15 protein-coding genes are annotated in these 13,379 nt (G+C 67.6%); 6 read left to right on the top strand and 9 right to left on the bottom strand.

All coding sequences use genetic code 11. From position 1 onward, the window contains the following. Positions 1 to 13: 13 nt before the first annotated feature. Both ACP7AG_RS07200 and yaaA read right to left on the bottom strand, forming a co-directional pair. On the bottom strand, positions 14 to 811 hold the full coding sequence (locus tag ACP7AG_RS07200) for a 3-hydroxybutyrate dehydrogenase (protein ID WP_426011209.1): 798 nt from the start codon (positions 809 to 811) through the stop codon (positions 14 to 16). Between the two features lie 93 nt (positions 812 to 904). Then, positions 905 to 1,672, bottom strand: coding sequence for a peroxide stress protein YaaA (yaaA, locus tag ACP7AG_RS07195; protein ID WP_426011208.1), 768 nt, complete (start codon positions 1,670 to 1,672; stop codon positions 905 to 907). Between the two features lie 94 nt (positions 1,673 to 1,766). Here yaaA and ACP7AG_RS07190 point away from each other — a divergent pair, with 94 nt between their 5' ends. Both ACP7AG_RS07190 and ACP7AG_RS07185 read left to right on the top strand, forming a co-directional pair. Then, complete coding sequence (locus ACP7AG_RS07190) at positions 1,767 to 2,570, top strand: hypothetical protein (protein ID WP_426030319.1); 804 nt, start codon at positions 1,767 to 1,769, stop codon at positions 2,568 to 2,570. A gap of 14 nt (positions 2,571 to 2,584) precedes the next feature. Beyond that, positions 2,585 to 2,902 carry a hypothetical protein gene (locus tag ACP7AG_RS07185; RefSeq protein WP_426011206.1) on the top strand — a complete coding sequence of 106 codons (318 nt, stop codon included), beginning with the start codon at positions 2,585 to 2,587 and terminating at the stop codon, positions 2,900 to 2,902. Here ACP7AG_RS07185 and ACP7AG_RS07180 read toward each other — a convergent pair. Beyond that, entirely contained in the window at positions 2,899 to 4,323 is a 1,425-nt protein-coding gene (locus tag ACP7AG_RS07180) for an FAD-binding oxidoreductase (protein WP_426030318.1), read from the bottom strand. The genes ACP7AG_RS07185 and ACP7AG_RS07180 overlap by 4 nt on opposite strands. A 67-nt stretch (positions 4,324 to 4,390) precedes the next feature. Between ACP7AG_RS07180 and ACP7AG_RS07175 the strand changes: the two genes are divergently transcribed. Together ACP7AG_RS07175 and ACP7AG_RS07170 are read left to right on the top strand one after the other, a co-directional pair. Then, positions 4,391 to 4,675, top strand: coding sequence for a type II toxin-antitoxin system VapB family antitoxin (locus tag ACP7AG_RS07175; protein WP_426011204.1), 285 nt, complete (start codon positions 4,391 to 4,393; stop codon positions 4,673 to 4,675). Then, positions 4,672 to 5,067 (top strand): type II toxin-antitoxin system VapC family toxin, encoded by a 396-nt coding sequence (locus ACP7AG_RS07170; protein ID WP_426030317.1) that lies wholly within the window; start codon positions 4,672 to 4,674, stop codon positions 5,065 to 5,067. The genes ACP7AG_RS07175 and ACP7AG_RS07170 overlap by 4 nt, the downstream gene beginning before the upstream one ends. Here ACP7AG_RS07170 and ACP7AG_RS07165 read toward each other — a convergent pair. From ACP7AG_RS07165 to ACP7AG_RS07150, 4 genes are read right to left on the bottom strand one after another with little or no spacing between them, the layout of a single operon-like run. After that, positions 5,064 to 5,384: a 1-deoxy-D-xylulose-5-phosphate synthase gene (locus tag ACP7AG_RS07165; protein WP_426011202.1), complete on the bottom strand. Its 321-nt coding sequence runs from the start codon at positions 5,382 to 5,384 to the stop codon at positions 5,064 to 5,066. The two genes, ACP7AG_RS07170 and ACP7AG_RS07165, sit on opposite strands and share 4 nt — an antisense overlap. A 5-nt stretch (positions 5,385 to 5,389) precedes the next feature. Next, the gene (locus tag ACP7AG_RS07160) at positions 5,390 to 6,379 is read right to left on the bottom strand and encodes an L-threonylcarbamoyladenylate synthase (protein WP_426030316.1); all 990 of its coding nucleotides are present in this window, start codon (positions 6,377 to 6,379) and stop codon (positions 5,390 to 5,392) included. After that, a complete protein-coding gene (locus tag ACP7AG_RS07155; protein WP_426030315.1) occupies positions 6,310 to 7,665 on the bottom strand; it encodes a YceI family protein in 1,356 nt (451 codons plus the stop codon). The genes ACP7AG_RS07160 and ACP7AG_RS07155 overlap by 70 nt, the downstream gene beginning before the upstream one ends. Before the next feature lie 39 nt (positions 7,666 to 7,704). Beyond that, a complete protein-coding gene (locus tag ACP7AG_RS07150) occupies positions 7,705 to 8,322 on the bottom strand; it encodes a YceI family protein (protein ID WP_426011199.1) in 618 nt (205 codons plus the stop codon). Positions 8,323 to 8,492: 170 nt separating this feature from the next. Between ACP7AG_RS07150 and ACP7AG_RS07145 the strand changes: the two genes are divergently transcribed. Further along, on the top strand, positions 8,493 to 10,232 hold the full coding sequence (locus tag ACP7AG_RS07145; RefSeq protein ID WP_426030314.1) for an acyl-CoA dehydrogenase: 1,740 nt from the start codon (positions 8,493 to 8,495) through the stop codon (positions 10,230 to 10,232). Between the two features lie 126 nt (positions 10,233 to 10,358). Here the strand turns inward: ACP7AG_RS07145 and ACP7AG_RS07140 are convergent, their stop codons facing one another. Continuing rightward, positions 10,359 to 10,841 (bottom strand): peroxiredoxin, encoded by a 483-nt coding sequence (locus tag ACP7AG_RS07140; protein WP_426011197.1) that lies wholly within the window; start codon positions 10,839 to 10,841, stop codon positions 10,359 to 10,361. 111 nt (positions 10,842 to 10,952) lie between these two features. On the opposite strand from ACP7AG_RS07140, the gene ACP7AG_RS07135 reads away from it, so the two are divergent. Continuing rightward, positions 10,953 to 11,549, top strand: coding sequence for a YqgE/AlgH family protein (locus ACP7AG_RS07135; RefSeq protein WP_426030313.1), 597 nt, complete (start codon positions 10,953 to 10,955; stop codon positions 11,547 to 11,549). A gap of 144 nt (positions 11,550 to 11,693) precedes the next feature. On the opposite strand, the gene ACP7AG_RS07130 is transcribed toward ACP7AG_RS07135, so the two are convergent. After that, the gene (locus tag ACP7AG_RS07130; RefSeq protein ID WP_426011195.1) at positions 11,694 to 13,361 is read right to left on the bottom strand and encodes a putative bifunctional diguanylate cyclase/phosphodiesterase; all 1,668 of its coding nucleotides are present in this window, start codon (positions 13,359 to 13,361) and stop codon (positions 11,694 to 11,696) included. Between the last annotated feature and the right edge of the window lie 18 nt (positions 13,362 to 13,379).

Genomic DNA, 13,379 nt, shown 5'->3' with positions numbered 1-13,379 from the left:
GAAAAGTCTGGACCTACGCCGCCGTCCAGCCGCCATCGATGCTGAAGGCCGCGCCGTTGGCCGAGGCCCCGGCGTCGGACACCAGATACAGCAGCAGACCGTTCAATTGGTCGAAGGTGACAAACTGCTTGGTCGGCTGGGCGGCCAGGATCACGTCCTTCATCACCGCCTCCTCCGAGATCCCGCGCGCCTTGGCCTGATCGACGATCTGGGCCTCGACCAGCGAGGTCTTCACGAAGCCCGGGCAGATGGCGTTGCAGGTGATACCGAAAGTGGCCAGTTCCAGGGCGGCGGTCTTGGTCAGGCCGAGGATGCCGTGCTTGGCGGCCACATAGGCGCTCTTGAACGGCGAGGCGACCAGGCCGTGGGCCGAGGCGATGTTGACGATCCGTCCGCGCCCCTGCTCCTTCATGATCGGGATCGCCGCCTTGGTGGCGTGGAAGGCCGACGACAGGTTGATGGCGATGATCAGGTCCCACTGGTCGGCGGGGAAGTCCTCGATTGGCGCCACGTGCTGGACGCCGGCGTTGTTGATCAGGATGTCCAGCTCGCCGAACTCGGCCTTGGCGGCGGCGATCATCTCGGCGATCTGGCCGGGCTTGGTCATGTCGGCGCCGTTGTAGAGCACCTCGACGCCGTGCTTTTCGGCCAGGTCGGCGCGGGTTTTCTCGATGGCGGTCATCTCGCCCAAGCCATTCAGGACGATATTGACGCCCTGGGCCGCGAGCGCGTCGGCCATGGCATGGCCGATGCCGCTGGTCGAACCGGTCACAATCGCGACCTGACCTTGCAAACCGAAATCCACGGCCATCGGCAACTCCTTGCGCATCCCGCTCATGCTGCAACGCAACATATAGCTCGCTGTTGCGATCAGCGAGCGTTTATAACTCACCGGTGGATAAATTCAGGGCTGGAGCCGAGCGAAAACCCAGTCGGCCTGTGTCGAGAGGTCCTTGCGGTACCTGTAGCCGTCCAGGTCGAAGCCCTTGAGATCTTCCGCCCGCTCGACGCGGTTGTCGATGGCGAAGCGGGCCATGCGGCCGCGGGCCTTCTTGGCGAAGAAGCCCAGCACGCGCAGCGTGTTGCCCTTCTCTTCCTTGAAGTGGCAGTTGACGATGGGCAACTTGAGCGCCTTGGCGTCGACGGCGCCGAAATATTCCTGGCTGGCCAGGTTCACCAGGGTGGGATCGGCTTGGTCCTGGGCCGCCGCGTTCAGGGTCTTGGAGATCGTTTCGCCCCAGAAGTCGTAAAGGTTGGAGCCCTTCTTGGTCTTCAACCGCACGCCCATCTCCAGGCGATAGGCCTGCAGGGCGTCGAGCGGTCGCAGCACGCCATACAGGCCCGACAGGATGCGCAGGTGGTCCTGGGCCCACTCCAGGGCCGGGCGGTCCAGCTCGCGCGCGGCGAGACCCGCATAGACGTCGCCGTTGAAGGCGATCACCGCCTGGAGCCCCTCCTCGACCTGCGGGTCGAAGACTTGAAAGCGCTCGTAGTTCAGTTCGGCCAGCTTTTCGGAGATGTGCATCAGCCGGCGCAGGTCGGTCGCCTTCAGCTTATGAGTCAGCTTGGCCAGTTCGGCGATCTGCGGTTTCAACTCGGGCGTGGTGAGCGGCAGCACCTGGTCAGGGGCGGTGAAGTCCAGCGATTTGGCGGGGGAGATGACCATCAACATGGGCGGGGAGATAGAGGCTCCGGAGGGCCACGGCTAGTGCGAGGCTGGACAATGGGCCGGCGCGCCGCGATGTTGCGCGTAGGGTGGGGACAGCATGATTGATTTCGGACCGACTTTGAGAAGGGTCGCGGCGCTGTTCGTCTGCGCCGGGTTCGCTGGACTTGCCAGCTGTCAGGCGCCGGCCCTGGATCCCGAGGCCGACGCCGTGGCGCGTGCGGTCTATTCGGAGATCCGCACTCAGTCACCGAGCCTGCAAGCCCGCCTGTCGCCGGAAATTCGCACGCCGCAGACCGCCGAGGAATTGGTCAAGGTCCGGGCCTATATTCCCGCCGGCGAACCGAGCCTGGGCAAGGCCGTGGGCTGGAATTATCTCTCCATGGTCGGCAAGGGCAAGACGGCGACGCTCGCCCACGAATACGACTATCCCGGCAAGGTGGTTCTTGCCCGGGTGGCGCTAGCGCGGCCGGAGGGCGCAAAGGCTTGGCTGATGACCGGGTTCAATGCCCAGGTCGCCACCATGGAGGAACTCAAGGCGCTGAAATTCTCCCTGGCTGGCAAGCATTACACCCAATACGTTTTTCTAGCCGGTCTGGCGGCCAGCCTTGGCCTGATGCTGGCCGCCTTGATAAAGGTAATCCGAATCAAGGGCCTGAAGCGCAAATGGCTATGGGGGATCGCCGCGTTCGCGGGGGTCGGCAGCCTGCAGATGAACTGGTTCAACGCCGTGTTCAGCTGGAAGCTGGTGAACATCGCCCTGCTCGGCGCCGGTGTGGTCCGCGGGGGCTCACGGTTCGACCCCTGGATCCTGACCTTCATCGTTCCGCTGGGCGCGGTCTTGATCCTAACCGGGGTATGGGCCAAGCCGAAGGCTGAGCCCGTAGTGGAGGAGGCGTTCTGATCGTACCCCAGACCTTGGGCCTGCTGGCCGCCCTGACCTGCCCGCTGGTGATGTTCGGCGCCCTGTTCCTGGTGCTGCGCACCCAGGGCCTGAAGTACCGCATCCTGTGGGCGGTGCTGTGTTTCGTCGGGATCGGGGCGTTCTGGATGCGCGCTTCGGACGGCGTGTGGGGCTTCGTGCCGGCGGCCATCAACATCCTCGGGCCGGGCCAGCAGGCCGGCTATTACAAGGCGACGGTTCCGCTCGGCGCCCTGGCGTCGATGTTCGTCTGTCTGGGCGTCCGGAGAGCCCGCGCCAACGCCCTGGCGAAGGCGGCGGACAGGACAGCCTAGAACAGCACGCGCGGGTTCATGATCCGCTGGGGGTCCAGCGCGGCGCGGATGGCGCGCAGGGCCTCGACCTCTACGGCGCTCTTGTAGCGCAGGGCCTCGGCCGACTTCATCGCCCCCAGGCCGTGCTCGGCGCTGATCGAGCCGTCCATCGACGCCACGATGTCATGGACGATGCGGGCGCCCGTATCGCGCAGGGCGTCGTGCGGGTCGTCGCCCTTCTCGGTCATGGGCGCGCCGTCGGCCCGCAGGACGTCGTAATGGACATTGCCGTCGCCAACATGGCCGAAGGCGACCACCCGGACGCCGGGCGACAGCTTTTCCACCGCCGCCGTGGCCTGGTCGATGAAGGCGGCGACCTTGGAGACCGGCACGGAGACGTCATGCTTCCAGGCCGCGCCTTCGGGCTTCTGGCCGCCGGACTGGTTCTCGCGCACGGCCCAGAAGGCGTGGGCCTGGGTCTGGGATTGTGCGACGGCCGCGTCCTGGATCAGGCCGGTCTCCAGCGCGTCCGACAGCAACCGCTGCATGGCCGCTTCGGCGGCGCCCGGTTCGCCCGAGGCGGTCTCGATCAGCACGTACCAGGGATGGACGGCCTCCAGCGGCTCGCGCAGGCCGGGGATGTTCTTGATCGCGAACGCCACGCCCAGCCGGCTCATCAGCTCGAAGGCCTCGATCGCGCCCCCGGTCTCGTCCTTGGCCCTGGCCAGCAGGGCGATGGCGGCGTGGGGGGTAGCGACGGCGGCGATGGCCACGCAGCGTGAAGCCAGCAGCGGATAGAGCTTGAGGCTGGCGGCGGTGATCACCCCCAGCGTGCCCTCGGCCCCGATCAGCAGGTGCTTGAGGTCATAGCCGGTATTGTCCTTGCGCAGCCGCTTCAGGCCGTTCCAAACCTCGCCATTGGGCAGCACCGCCTCGATCCCCAGGACCTGGTCGCGCATCGTGCCATAGCGCAGCACCGCCGTGCCGCCGGCATTGGTCGAGGCCAGGCCGCCGATGGTGCAAGAGCCTTCCGAGGCCAGGCTCAGGGGAAAGCGGCGGCTGACCGAGAGCGCGGCCTCATGGGCCGTCGCCAAGGTGACCCCGGCCTCCAGCACCATGACGTCGTCGAAGGCGTCGATGTCGCGCACCCTCGTCAGCTTCTCGGTGGAGAGCAGGATTTCGCCCTGCGGGATCTGGCCAGCGACCAGGCCGGTATTGCCGCCCTGCGGGGTGATGGCCACGCCGTCGGCCGCGCAGATGCCGACCACTGCGGCCACAGCGGCCGTGGAGCGTGGCAAGGCCAGCAGGGGGGTCTGGCCGGACCACCGCCCGCGCCATTCGACCAGTTTGGGGGCCAGACGATCAGGGTCCTGGCTCCACCCGCCCTCGCCGAGCACGGCCTTCAGGCGGGACAGGGTGTCGGCGGGGAGGGGCTTGGTCATGGTGGCGGAGGATACGCTTCCGGGAGCGAGGCTGTCAGTATATACTGCGGTCTATACGGAGATCGCCATGGGCATCCTGATCAAGAATCCAGAGGCCGAGCGCGCCGTACGCGAACTCGCCGGACTGACGGGCGAAAGCTTGACAACCGCCGTAGAGGTCGCGGTGCGCGAACGCTTGGCCAAGCAACACGAAGCCCGACCGCATCGAGCGCGGACGATCGAGGAAATGCGCGAAGCGACCGATCGCTTCAGGCGCGCCGTCGGCCTGGACAAGGTCAAGCTGAACGTCACCAAGGCCGACTTCGATGAGCTTAACGAAATCCCCGGCCTCGACACAACCGATCCTGAATGATTGTCGTCGATACCTCGGCGTTGGTCGCCGTCGCCACCAGCGAGCCTGACCACATTCTGATCATGCAAGCCTTGTTATCCTCGGATCGGACCGTAATCTCCGCATTCAACTATGTTGAAACCGGCGTCGTCTTGATCAGTCGGGGCCATCTCGAAGACCGGGCTGAACTGGACGTTTGGCTTGCTCAACTCGGAGTCGCCGTCCACCCCGACCCCGAGGACTTCGCCAAGGCTCTAGACGCCTACCTCACCTACGGTAAAGGACACCACCCCGCCCGCCTGAACCTCGCCGACTGCTTCGCCTACGCCTTGGCCAAGCAACTCGGCGCGCCACTGCTCTACAAGGGCGACGACTTTCCGATGACCGACGTCCGCTCGGCGCTGGACGCCTAGCCCGCCACGTCCGGATCCGGCAGGCCGCGCACGTCGCGCCAATAGTCCTCGCGCACGTCGTCGTCGATCACCGGCGGATCGCCCGCGCCCTTGAACAATCGGTCGCCGCCATCCTTGCGCGCCTTGGCGATCCAGAAGGGGTGGCCCGTGTCGACGTCGGTGAAATTGGCCTTCAGGCCTGAATTGCGCAGCGCCTCAAAGGCCCGGCCGGCGTAGTAGAGCGTCTCGCCGGTCTTCGACAGCCGGACGCGCCCGATCCGCGCCGGACCGTTCAGCCCCTTGGACTTGTCCTCGATATACATGATGCGGAATTTCATCGGCTCTATCCTATGAAACCGGCCGCGCGCCGCAGCCGGTCATTGATCGCTTCGCCCAGGCCCTCGCCCGGGATCGGCGCGACGGCGATGGCTGTCGGCTGGGTGCGGTCGGCGGCGCGAAGGAACGCGAACAGGTTTGCCGCCGCCTCCGCCAGATCGCCCGAGGGGCTGAGATTGAACACCCTATCCCCTTGCGGCCATGGCCCAAAGGCCAGGAACGCCTCGCCCGCCGCCGGGGTCTCGGCATTGACCCGCACCGGCGCGTCGGGGGCATAGTGCAGGGCCAGCCTGCCGGGCGAGCGCTTGGCGTCATTCTGCGCCTCGGCCAGCGGGCCGACCACGGCCTCCAGCTGGGCGCGAGTCACGGCGCCGGGGCGCAGCAGTCTCACCGGACCGTCGAGCACCGCCACAACCGTGCTTTCCAGCCCGACGTCGCAGGGCCCGCCGTCCAGGGCGGCGGCGGTCTTGTCGCCGGTCTCGGCGAAGGCGTCTTCGAAGGTGGTGGGGCTCGGCCGGCCCGAGCGATTGGCCGAGGGGGCCACCACCGGACCGCCGAACGCCGCCAGCACGGCGCGCGACAGGGGGTGGCCGGGCACGCGGATGGCCACGGTGTCGAGACCCGCCCGGGCCAGATCGCAGACGGCGGCGGTGTCGCGGATTGGGGCGACGATCGTCAGCGGGCCGGGCCAAAAGGCTCGCGCCAGAGCCAGGGCGCGATCGTCGAAGGTGGCAATGCGGGCGGCGGCTTCGATGCTGGCGACATGGGCGATCAGCGGGTTGAAGCGCGGGCGGCCCTTGGCCTCGAAAATCGCCGCCACCGCCGCCGGGTTCGAGGCGTCGGCCCCCAGGCCATAGACCGTCTCGGTCGGCAGGAGCACCAGGCCGCCGGCGGCGAGCGCCCGCGCGGCCCCAACAACTTGCGGGTCTATTTCCGCTTGGCCGCGATGGCGAAGCTGACCTTCACCTTCGCCCCGATCTCGCTCGTCGACGCCCATTCACCCTGTCCTACCCCGAACACCGTCCGGTCCAGGGTGGTTACACCGCGCGCCGTGGCCGTGTCGCCGTCGATCTTCAGCGAGAACGGCAGGCTGACGGGCTTCTTGACGCCGCGCAGATCCAGCACGCCGTCGGCGACGAACCGGCCCTCGCCGGTCTTGCGGAACTTGCTGGCCGTGAAGACAGCCTTGGGATGGGTCGCCGCCGCGAAGAAGTCCTCGCTGGGCAGGCTGGCGTCGCGCTGGTCGTCGCCGGTGGCGGCCGACGCCATGTCGATGCTGACCGTCAGCTTCGAGCGGTCGAGGGCGTCGGGCGAGAACAGGATGTCGGCGGTCCAGCGCTTGAACTGACCCTGGATGGTGTTGTCTTCCCAGGCGGCGGAGAAGCCCAGGGTCGAGCTCTTGGCCACGGTCCAGGCGACGGGGTCCTTCAGCGCCTTGTCCGACTCGGCGGGCGCGGCGGGGGCGGTGGCGGCTTCGGCGGACGGTGTTTGCTCGGCGGGCGCGGCGTTTTGAACCAAGGCCGGCTTGCCTCGCCATTGCACTTCAGGCGCAGGAACGGGCGCCGCCGGCGTCTTGGCCTTCACCGACGGCATGTAGAGATAGCAGGCGGCGACAACCGCGATGAGTCCCGCGGCGGCCAGCCAGGCGCGCGGCTCTTTCCAACCCGGCTTGGCGCCAGCCGCCATGTGACCGAACACGGCGTCGCGGTCGAGAATCTGGTGCTTGGCCACCGCCCCCAGGTGCAGGGCCAGCAGCAGATAGGTGGTCTTGACCAGCAGGCCGTGACCCAGCTCGCCGACCTGATTCCACAGGTGTTTGGGACCGGCCGCCAGCTCGGGCAGGAACGGCAGGTGCGGCCAGGGGATCGCGCCAAACAGCACGGTCGGGATCGGCAGGCGGCTGGTCGAGACAATGATCCAGCCGGTGATCGGCAGTCCGATCATGATCACGTAGAAGGCCACGTGGACCACTTGCGAGGCGATCGTCTCCCAGCGGGGTTGCCCCACCGGGTGCGGCGGCGGCCTGTGGGTCAGCCGCCAGGCCAGCCGGCCCAGGCTGAGCAGCAGGATGGTGATGCCGATCGACTTGTGCAGTTGAAAGATCGCGTAGGTGGTCGGCCCCTTGGGACCGTCCCCCATCCGCCAGCCCAGGATGATCTGGAAGATGATGGCGGCGGCGATCAGCCAGTGCAGGATGATCGCCACCGTCGTGTAGCGAGAAGGGGGCGTGTATCGCGTGCGTCCCGCCACCGAGGCGGTCTCAACGGTCGACTCGGTGGTCATGGCGTACCTCGTCAGAAATCGCGGGTTTCGAATCCAACCCTACTTCTTCGGATTGAACTCGGCTTCGATTTCCAGATCGACGTCGTCGCCGACCAGGCCCTTCAGGTGGGTGAAGCCGAAGTCCGAGCGCTTGATCGTGCCGGTGGCCGAGAAGCCCATGATCTGCGAGCCGAACGGGGTCTTGGCGTAGCCGTTATATTTGACGTCCAGGGTCACCGGCTTGGTCACGCCGCGAAAGGTCAGGTCGCCCGTCAGCTTGCCGGGTTCGACCTTGGTCGAGACGAAGGTGATCTTGGGATATTGGCCGGCGTTGAAGAACTTGGGGTCCGTGCCGATTTCCTTGTTGAAGTCCGGCAGGCCAGTATCGACGGCGGCGGCGTCGATGGTGATCGACACCTTGGTGGCCAGCGGCTTGGCCGGGTCATAGACGTAAGAACCGTCGATGGCTTCGCGCGCGAAGCGGAAGGTGTAGTGCGACGTGCCGAAGTGCGAGACCTTCATCTCGAGGCTGGCGTGCTTCTTGTCGATCGTCCAATTGCCGGCCGGAGCCTGGGCCGGGTCGGTGGCGACGGCCTGCGCCGAGGCGACGGCGGGAAGGGCCGCCGGAGCGAGCAGAAGAGCGCCGGCCAGGAGGGCGGAGGCGAAACGGCGGTTCATGGGCAGTCTCCAAACTGTAATAGAAATAGTTGCTGAACCCCAACTTGGGAAGCTTGGCCCAGCGATAAAGGGTCAGCGCTTCACGAAGCCGTGATCCCTTCGGCTTTGCACACGCGGCGGCCGTCTCTAAACAGGGTTCACCTCGCCGTCCCCTGGATCGGACCTCCCTCATGACCTACCGCGCGCCCGTTCGCGACCTCGCCTTCGCCCTGCGCCATGTGGCCGGCTTCGACCGCCTGGCCGCGGCCTTTCCCGAGGCCGACGCCGACACGGTGGACGCGGTTCTCGACGCGGCCGGCGTCTTCGCCAGCGAGATTCTGGCCCCGATCAACCGGGCCGGCGACCTGACGCCCGCGCGGCTGGACAATGGCGTGGTCCGCACCTCGCCAGGCTTCCCCGCCGCCTACAAGGCCTTCGCCCAGGCCGGCTGGAACAGCCTGGCGGCCGATCCGAAGCACGGCGGCCAGGGCTTGCCCAAGACGCTGGAAATCGCCGTCTTCGAGATGGTCCACGCCGCCAACATGGCGTTCGGCCTGTGCCCGATGCTGACCCTCGCGGCGATCGAGGCCCTGGCCAGCCATGGTTCGGAAAGCCAGCGGCGGCTCTATCTGCCCCGGCTGGTCTCCGGCGAATGGACCGGCACCATGAACCTCACCGAGCCCCAGGCCGGCTCGGACCTGGCGGCCCTGACGACGATGGCCACGCCCGATGGCGAGGGCGGCTACGCCTTGGTCGGCCAGAAGATCTACATCACCTGGGGCGACCACGACGTGGCCGACAATGTCTGCCACCTCGTTTTGGCCCGCACGCCCGACGCGCCGCCCGGCGTCAAGGGCATCTCGCTGTTCCTGGCGCCGAAGGTTCTGGTCGGCGAGGATGGCGTGCTGGGCGTGGCCAACGCCCTTCGGGTGGGCGGGCTGGAGCACAAGCTGGGCATCCACGGCTCGCCCACCTGCGTGATGCTGTACGAGGGGGCCAAGGCCACCCTGGTGGGCGAGTTGGGCAAGGGCCTGGCCCACATGTTCACGATGATGAACGCCGCGCGGCTGCAGGTCGGAACCCAGGGCGTGGCCATCGCCGAGCGGGCCTATCAGCAGGCCCTGGCCTTCTCGCTGGAACGCACGCAAGGCCGCTCGGCCTGGACGGGCGCCTATCCCGCCCGGCTGTTCGACCATCCCGACATCCGCCGCACCTTGCTGCTGATGAAGGCCCGTATCGAGGCGGCGCGCGGGATCTGCCTCTCCACGGCCGTGGCCGCCGACCTTTCGCGCCACGCCGAAACGGAAGAGGCTCGCGCGAGCGCCAAGCTGCGCGAGGAGCTGCTGACCCCGATCGCCAAGGCCTGGTCCACCGACATGGGCGTCGAGGTGGCCTCCCAGGGCGTGCAGATCCACGGCGGCATGGGCTTCATCGAGGAGACCGGCGCGGCCCAGCACTATCGCGACGCCCGGATCAACCCGATCTACGAGGGCGCCAACGGCATCCAGGCCATCGACCTGATCGGCCGCAAGCTGGTGCTGGGCGAGGGCCAGGCGATTGGCGACCTGATGGACGACATGCGCGATACGCTGGAGGCAATAGCCGCGATCGAGGCCTTGGCCGGCGTGGCCCTGCGCTTTGACGCCGCCCTCAACGCGGCCAGTTCGGCCACGGCCTGGCTGATCGAACGCCGGGCCCGGGCCATGCCGGACGCGTTGTCGGGGGCCACGGCCTATCTGAAGCTGCTAGGCGACGTGGTGGGCGGCTGGATGCTGATCAAAGGCGCGCTGGCCGAGCCGCACGGCGTGCGGCTGGCGCTGGCGCGTGTCTATGGGGAGAACGTTTTGGCGAGCGTGCCGGGCCAGGTGGCGGGGGTGACGGCGGGGGCTGCGGATCTGGAAGGCGTGACGGCGGAGATGCTGGGCGTTTAATGATCTGACCGGGCACATGCACTTGTGCGTGTCCCCATCAAACGCACAGAAGTCGGACCTTGAGGTCAAGACCGCCCGCACTTCCGGTTGGGGACACGCACAAGTGCATGTCCCCGATCGAAAACCCTACAGCTGACCCAGCATGTAGTCCGCCGACGAGACCTTGAAGTCCCCGCCCTCTTCCACGTTCAGCGTCTCGACCACGCCGTCCTTGGCGATCAGCGAGTAGCGCTGCGAGCGCAGGCCCATGCCGAACTTGCTGCCGTCAAAGTCCAGGCCGACCGCCTGGGTGAAGGCGCCATTGCCGTCGGCCAGCAGCAGGACCTCGTCGGTGATGCCCTGGTCTGCGGCCCAGGCCTTCATCACGAAGACGTCGTTGACCGAGACGCAGGCGATCGTGTCGACGCCCTTGGCCTTGAAGTCAGCGACATGGTCCTTGAAGCCCGGCAGGTGCTTGGCCGAGCAGGTGGGGGTGAAGGCGCCGGGTACGGCGAACAGGGCGACGGTCTTGCCCTTGAACAGTTCGTCGGTGGTCACCGGGGCCGGGCCCTCGGCGGTGAAAGTCATGAAAGTCGCCGAAGGAAGCGTGTCGCCAACCTTGATCGCCATGTGCGGAGTTCCTGTTCGTTGAGGTAGCGGATCGGAGATAAAGCCGCCAAGGCCGATCGCCAAGGAAAGGTTGGACTTGAAACTGCCGCCGTCCGCCCCGATCCTCTGATCATGGACCACCCGCACATCGATCTCGGCAAATCCGAGCCCGCGTTTCTCGCCGGCCAGATGCTGGTCGCCATGCCTGGCATCGAGGATCCACGCTTCGAGCGCGCGGTGCTGTACCTGTGCGCCCACGACGCCGAACAGGCCATGGGGCTGGCGGTCAATCGCCCGGCCGAGGGGCTGACCCTGTACGAACTGCTCAACAATCTCGGCGTCGAGCCCGAGGCTCACGCCCTGTCGCATCTGGTGATGCTGGGCGGGCCCGTGGAGCGCGAGCGGGGCTTTGTCCTGCACACCGACGACTTCGTCTCACCCGATTCGACGGTGTCCGTGGCCGATGGCCTGGCCCTGACCGTCACCCGTGACGTGCTGGACGCCCTGGGCAGCCGCGACCACCGACCGCGCCAGGCCATACTGGCCCTTGGCTATTCCGGCTGGGGCCCCGGCCAGCTGGAGCAGGAGCTGCGCGACAATGTCTGGCTGATCTGCGAGGCCGACGAAGCGCTGCTGTTTGGCGACGATTACGATAACAAATGGACCATGGCCCTGGCCAAGATCGGCATAACCGCCGACCAGCTGTCAGCCCAGGCGGGACGGGCGTAAGTCCAAGGTCCTCCCCCTGTGGGGGAGGCGATCGCAAAGCGATCGGTGGGGGGCGTTTTAGGGCCCTTCATCCTGCAAGAAGAGGGACCTGTCGCTCCCCCCCTCCGCCGGCTACGCCGACACCTCCCCCACGGAGGGGAGCACTTAACCCCGCGCCTTCACCGGCGCCGCGCCGTCCACATAGGCCTCGTTCAGATAGACCTCGGCCTCCTGCGGCGACAGGGCCGGGGCGTAGCCGAAGCCCTGGCCGTAGTCGCAGCCCAGGGCCTGAAGCGCGCGCGCCATCTCGGCGTTCTCGACGCCTTCGGCCACGACTTCCAGCTCCAGGTCCTGGCCCAGCTTGATCACCGAGCGGACGATCTTGGCCGAGCCGGCGTTGCTGCCCATGGTGCGGACGAAATAGCGATCGACCTTGAGCGTGTCGAACGGCAGGCGGGTCAGGTACTGCAGCGACGAGAAGCCGGTGCCGAAATCGTCCAGGGCCAGGCCGGCGCCCGCCTCGCGCAGGCTGCGCAGGATCACGGCGGCCCGCTCGGGATCGCGCATGATGTCGCTCTCGGTGACTTCCAGCTTCAGCGCGCCGCGCGGCAGGTTGTGTTCCTTCAGCACCTGGCGGACGTCGTGCACCAGGCCCGGACGGTCGATCTCGCCGGTTGATAGGTTGACGCTGACGGTTAGGGCGCCGACCGCCGGATGGGTGTCGCGCCAGGCGGCCAACTGCTTGGCCGAGGTGCGCATCATGTGCTCGCCCAGCTCGCTCATCAGGCCCATCTCCTCCACCAGCGGGAGGAACTCGTCGGGCGGCAGCATGCCCCGGCGCGGATGGATCCAGCGGGCCAGGGCCTCGAAGCCCGACAGGGCGCCGGTCGAGAGGCGCACCACGGGCTGGAAATAGGGACGAATCTCGCCACGGGCGATGGCGCCGCGCAGGTCGGCCTCCAGGGCCAGTCGCGACAGGCCGTCGGTCTCCATAGAGCGACCATAGGCGGCGGCCCCGCCACGTCCGCCCGAAGCGGCGGCCTCGACGGCCAGCTCGGCGCGGCGCAGCAGTTCGGCCGCTTCGGGGGCGTCCTCGCCGCCCTCGGCCGACACGGCCCCGATCGACAGGGTGGGGTGGATGTCGAAGCCGGCCACCCGCAAAGGCTGCTCCAGGGCGGTGCGCAGCAACTCGGCGGGCTCGAAGCCGGTTGGATCGCATAGCACCGCGAACTCGTCCTCGCCGATCCGGCCCAGGATCGAACAGGTCGGGAAGGCGGCGGCCAGGCGTGAGCCCAGGGCGGCCAAGACAAGGTCGGCGCGCTCGTGGCCCAAAGCCTCGTTCAGACGGCGCAGGCGATCGACGTCGGCCACCACCAGCTCGTAGGCGCCCGGCTTGGACAGGCGCTCGCGGGCCTGGACGATGAAGCTCTTGCGGTCCAGCAGGCCGGTCAGGCTGTCGCGTTCGGAGGCGGCGAACTTGACCTCCGGGGCGATGACGCCGGCGGCGCGCACCCCGTCCTCCAACCACTGGCCACGCCAGATGCAGACCTCGCCGCCCCGCATGCGCAGGCGGGCCACGATCTCGCTGCCCGGCTCGCGAACCTTGAGGATGTCTTCGGCCTGGGCGCGGTCTTGAGGCAAGGTCAGGGCGCGGAAGGCGACGGAGGAGCAATCCGGAGCCAGCGGCCCCAGGCCCAAGGCGCGCGCCGCGCCATTGACGCGCAGCCGGTCAAGCTCGGGCTCCCAGAGCCATAGGGCGACCTCGGCGGCGCCAAGCGCCTCGAGCATGGCCGTGGCGTCCCAAACGCGGCGCTGACTGATCTTGAAAGACATGCCCTATCCCAGCGTCCG

Source organism: Caulobacter sp. DWP3-1-3b2 (assembly GCF_049896325.1).
Lineage (GTDB): Bacteria > Pseudomonadota > Alphaproteobacteria > Caulobacterales > Caulobacteraceae > Caulobacter.
This window is presented reverse-complemented; position numbering and strand designations above follow the sequence as displayed.

Coding starts and splice junctions, on each gene's coding strand:
- ACP7AG_RS07200 (WP_426011209.1), bottom strand. CDS start 811: ATGGCCGTGGATTTCGGTTTGCAAGGTCAGGTCGCGATTGTGACCGGT.
- yaaA (WP_426011208.1), bottom strand. CDS start 1,672: ATGTTGATGGTCATCTCCCCCGCCAAATCGCTGGACTTCACCGCCCCT.
- ACP7AG_RS07190 (WP_426030319.1), top strand. CDS start 1,767: ATGATTGATTTCGGACCGACTTTGAGAAGGGTCGCGGCGCTGTTCGTC.
- ACP7AG_RS07180 (WP_426030318.1), bottom strand. CDS start 4,323: ATGACCAAGCCCCTCCCCGCCGACACCCTGTCCCGCCTGAAGGCCGTG.
- ACP7AG_RS07175 (WP_426011204.1), top strand. CDS start 4,391: ATGGGCATCCTGATCAAGAATCCAGAGGCCGAGCGCGCCGTACGCGAA.
- ACP7AG_RS07170 (WP_426030317.1), top strand. CDS start 4,672: ATGATTGTCGTCGATACCTCGGCGTTGGTCGCCGTCGCCACCAGCGAG.
- ACP7AG_RS07165 (WP_426011202.1), bottom strand. CDS start 5,384: ATGAAATTCCGCATCATGTATATCGAGGACAAGTCCAAGGGGCTGAAC.
- ACP7AG_RS07160 (WP_426030316.1), bottom strand. CDS start 6,379: ATGGGCGTCGACGAGCGAGATCGGGGCGAAGGTGAAGGTCAGCTTCGC.
- ACP7AG_RS07155 (WP_426030315.1), bottom strand. CDS start 7,665: ATGACCACCGAGTCGACCGTTGAGACCGCCTCGGTGGCGGGACGCACG.
- ACP7AG_RS07150 (WP_426011199.1), bottom strand. CDS start 8,322: ATGAACCGCCGTTTCGCCTCCGCCCTCCTGGCCGGCGCTCTTCTGCTC.
- ACP7AG_RS07145 (WP_426030314.1), top strand. CDS start 8,493: ATGACCTACCGCGCGCCCGTTCGCGACCTCGCCTTCGCCCTGCGCCAT.
- ACP7AG_RS07140 (WP_426011197.1), bottom strand. CDS start 10,841: ATGGCGATCAAGGTTGGCGACACGCTTCCTTCGGCGACTTTCATGACT.
- ACP7AG_RS07135 (WP_426030313.1), top strand. CDS start 10,953: ATGGACCACCCGCACATCGATCTCGGCAAATCCGAGCCCGCGTTTCTC.
- ACP7AG_RS07130 (WP_426011195.1), bottom strand. CDS start 13,361: ATGTCTTTCAAGATCAGTCAGCGCCGCGTTTGGGACGCCACGGCCATG.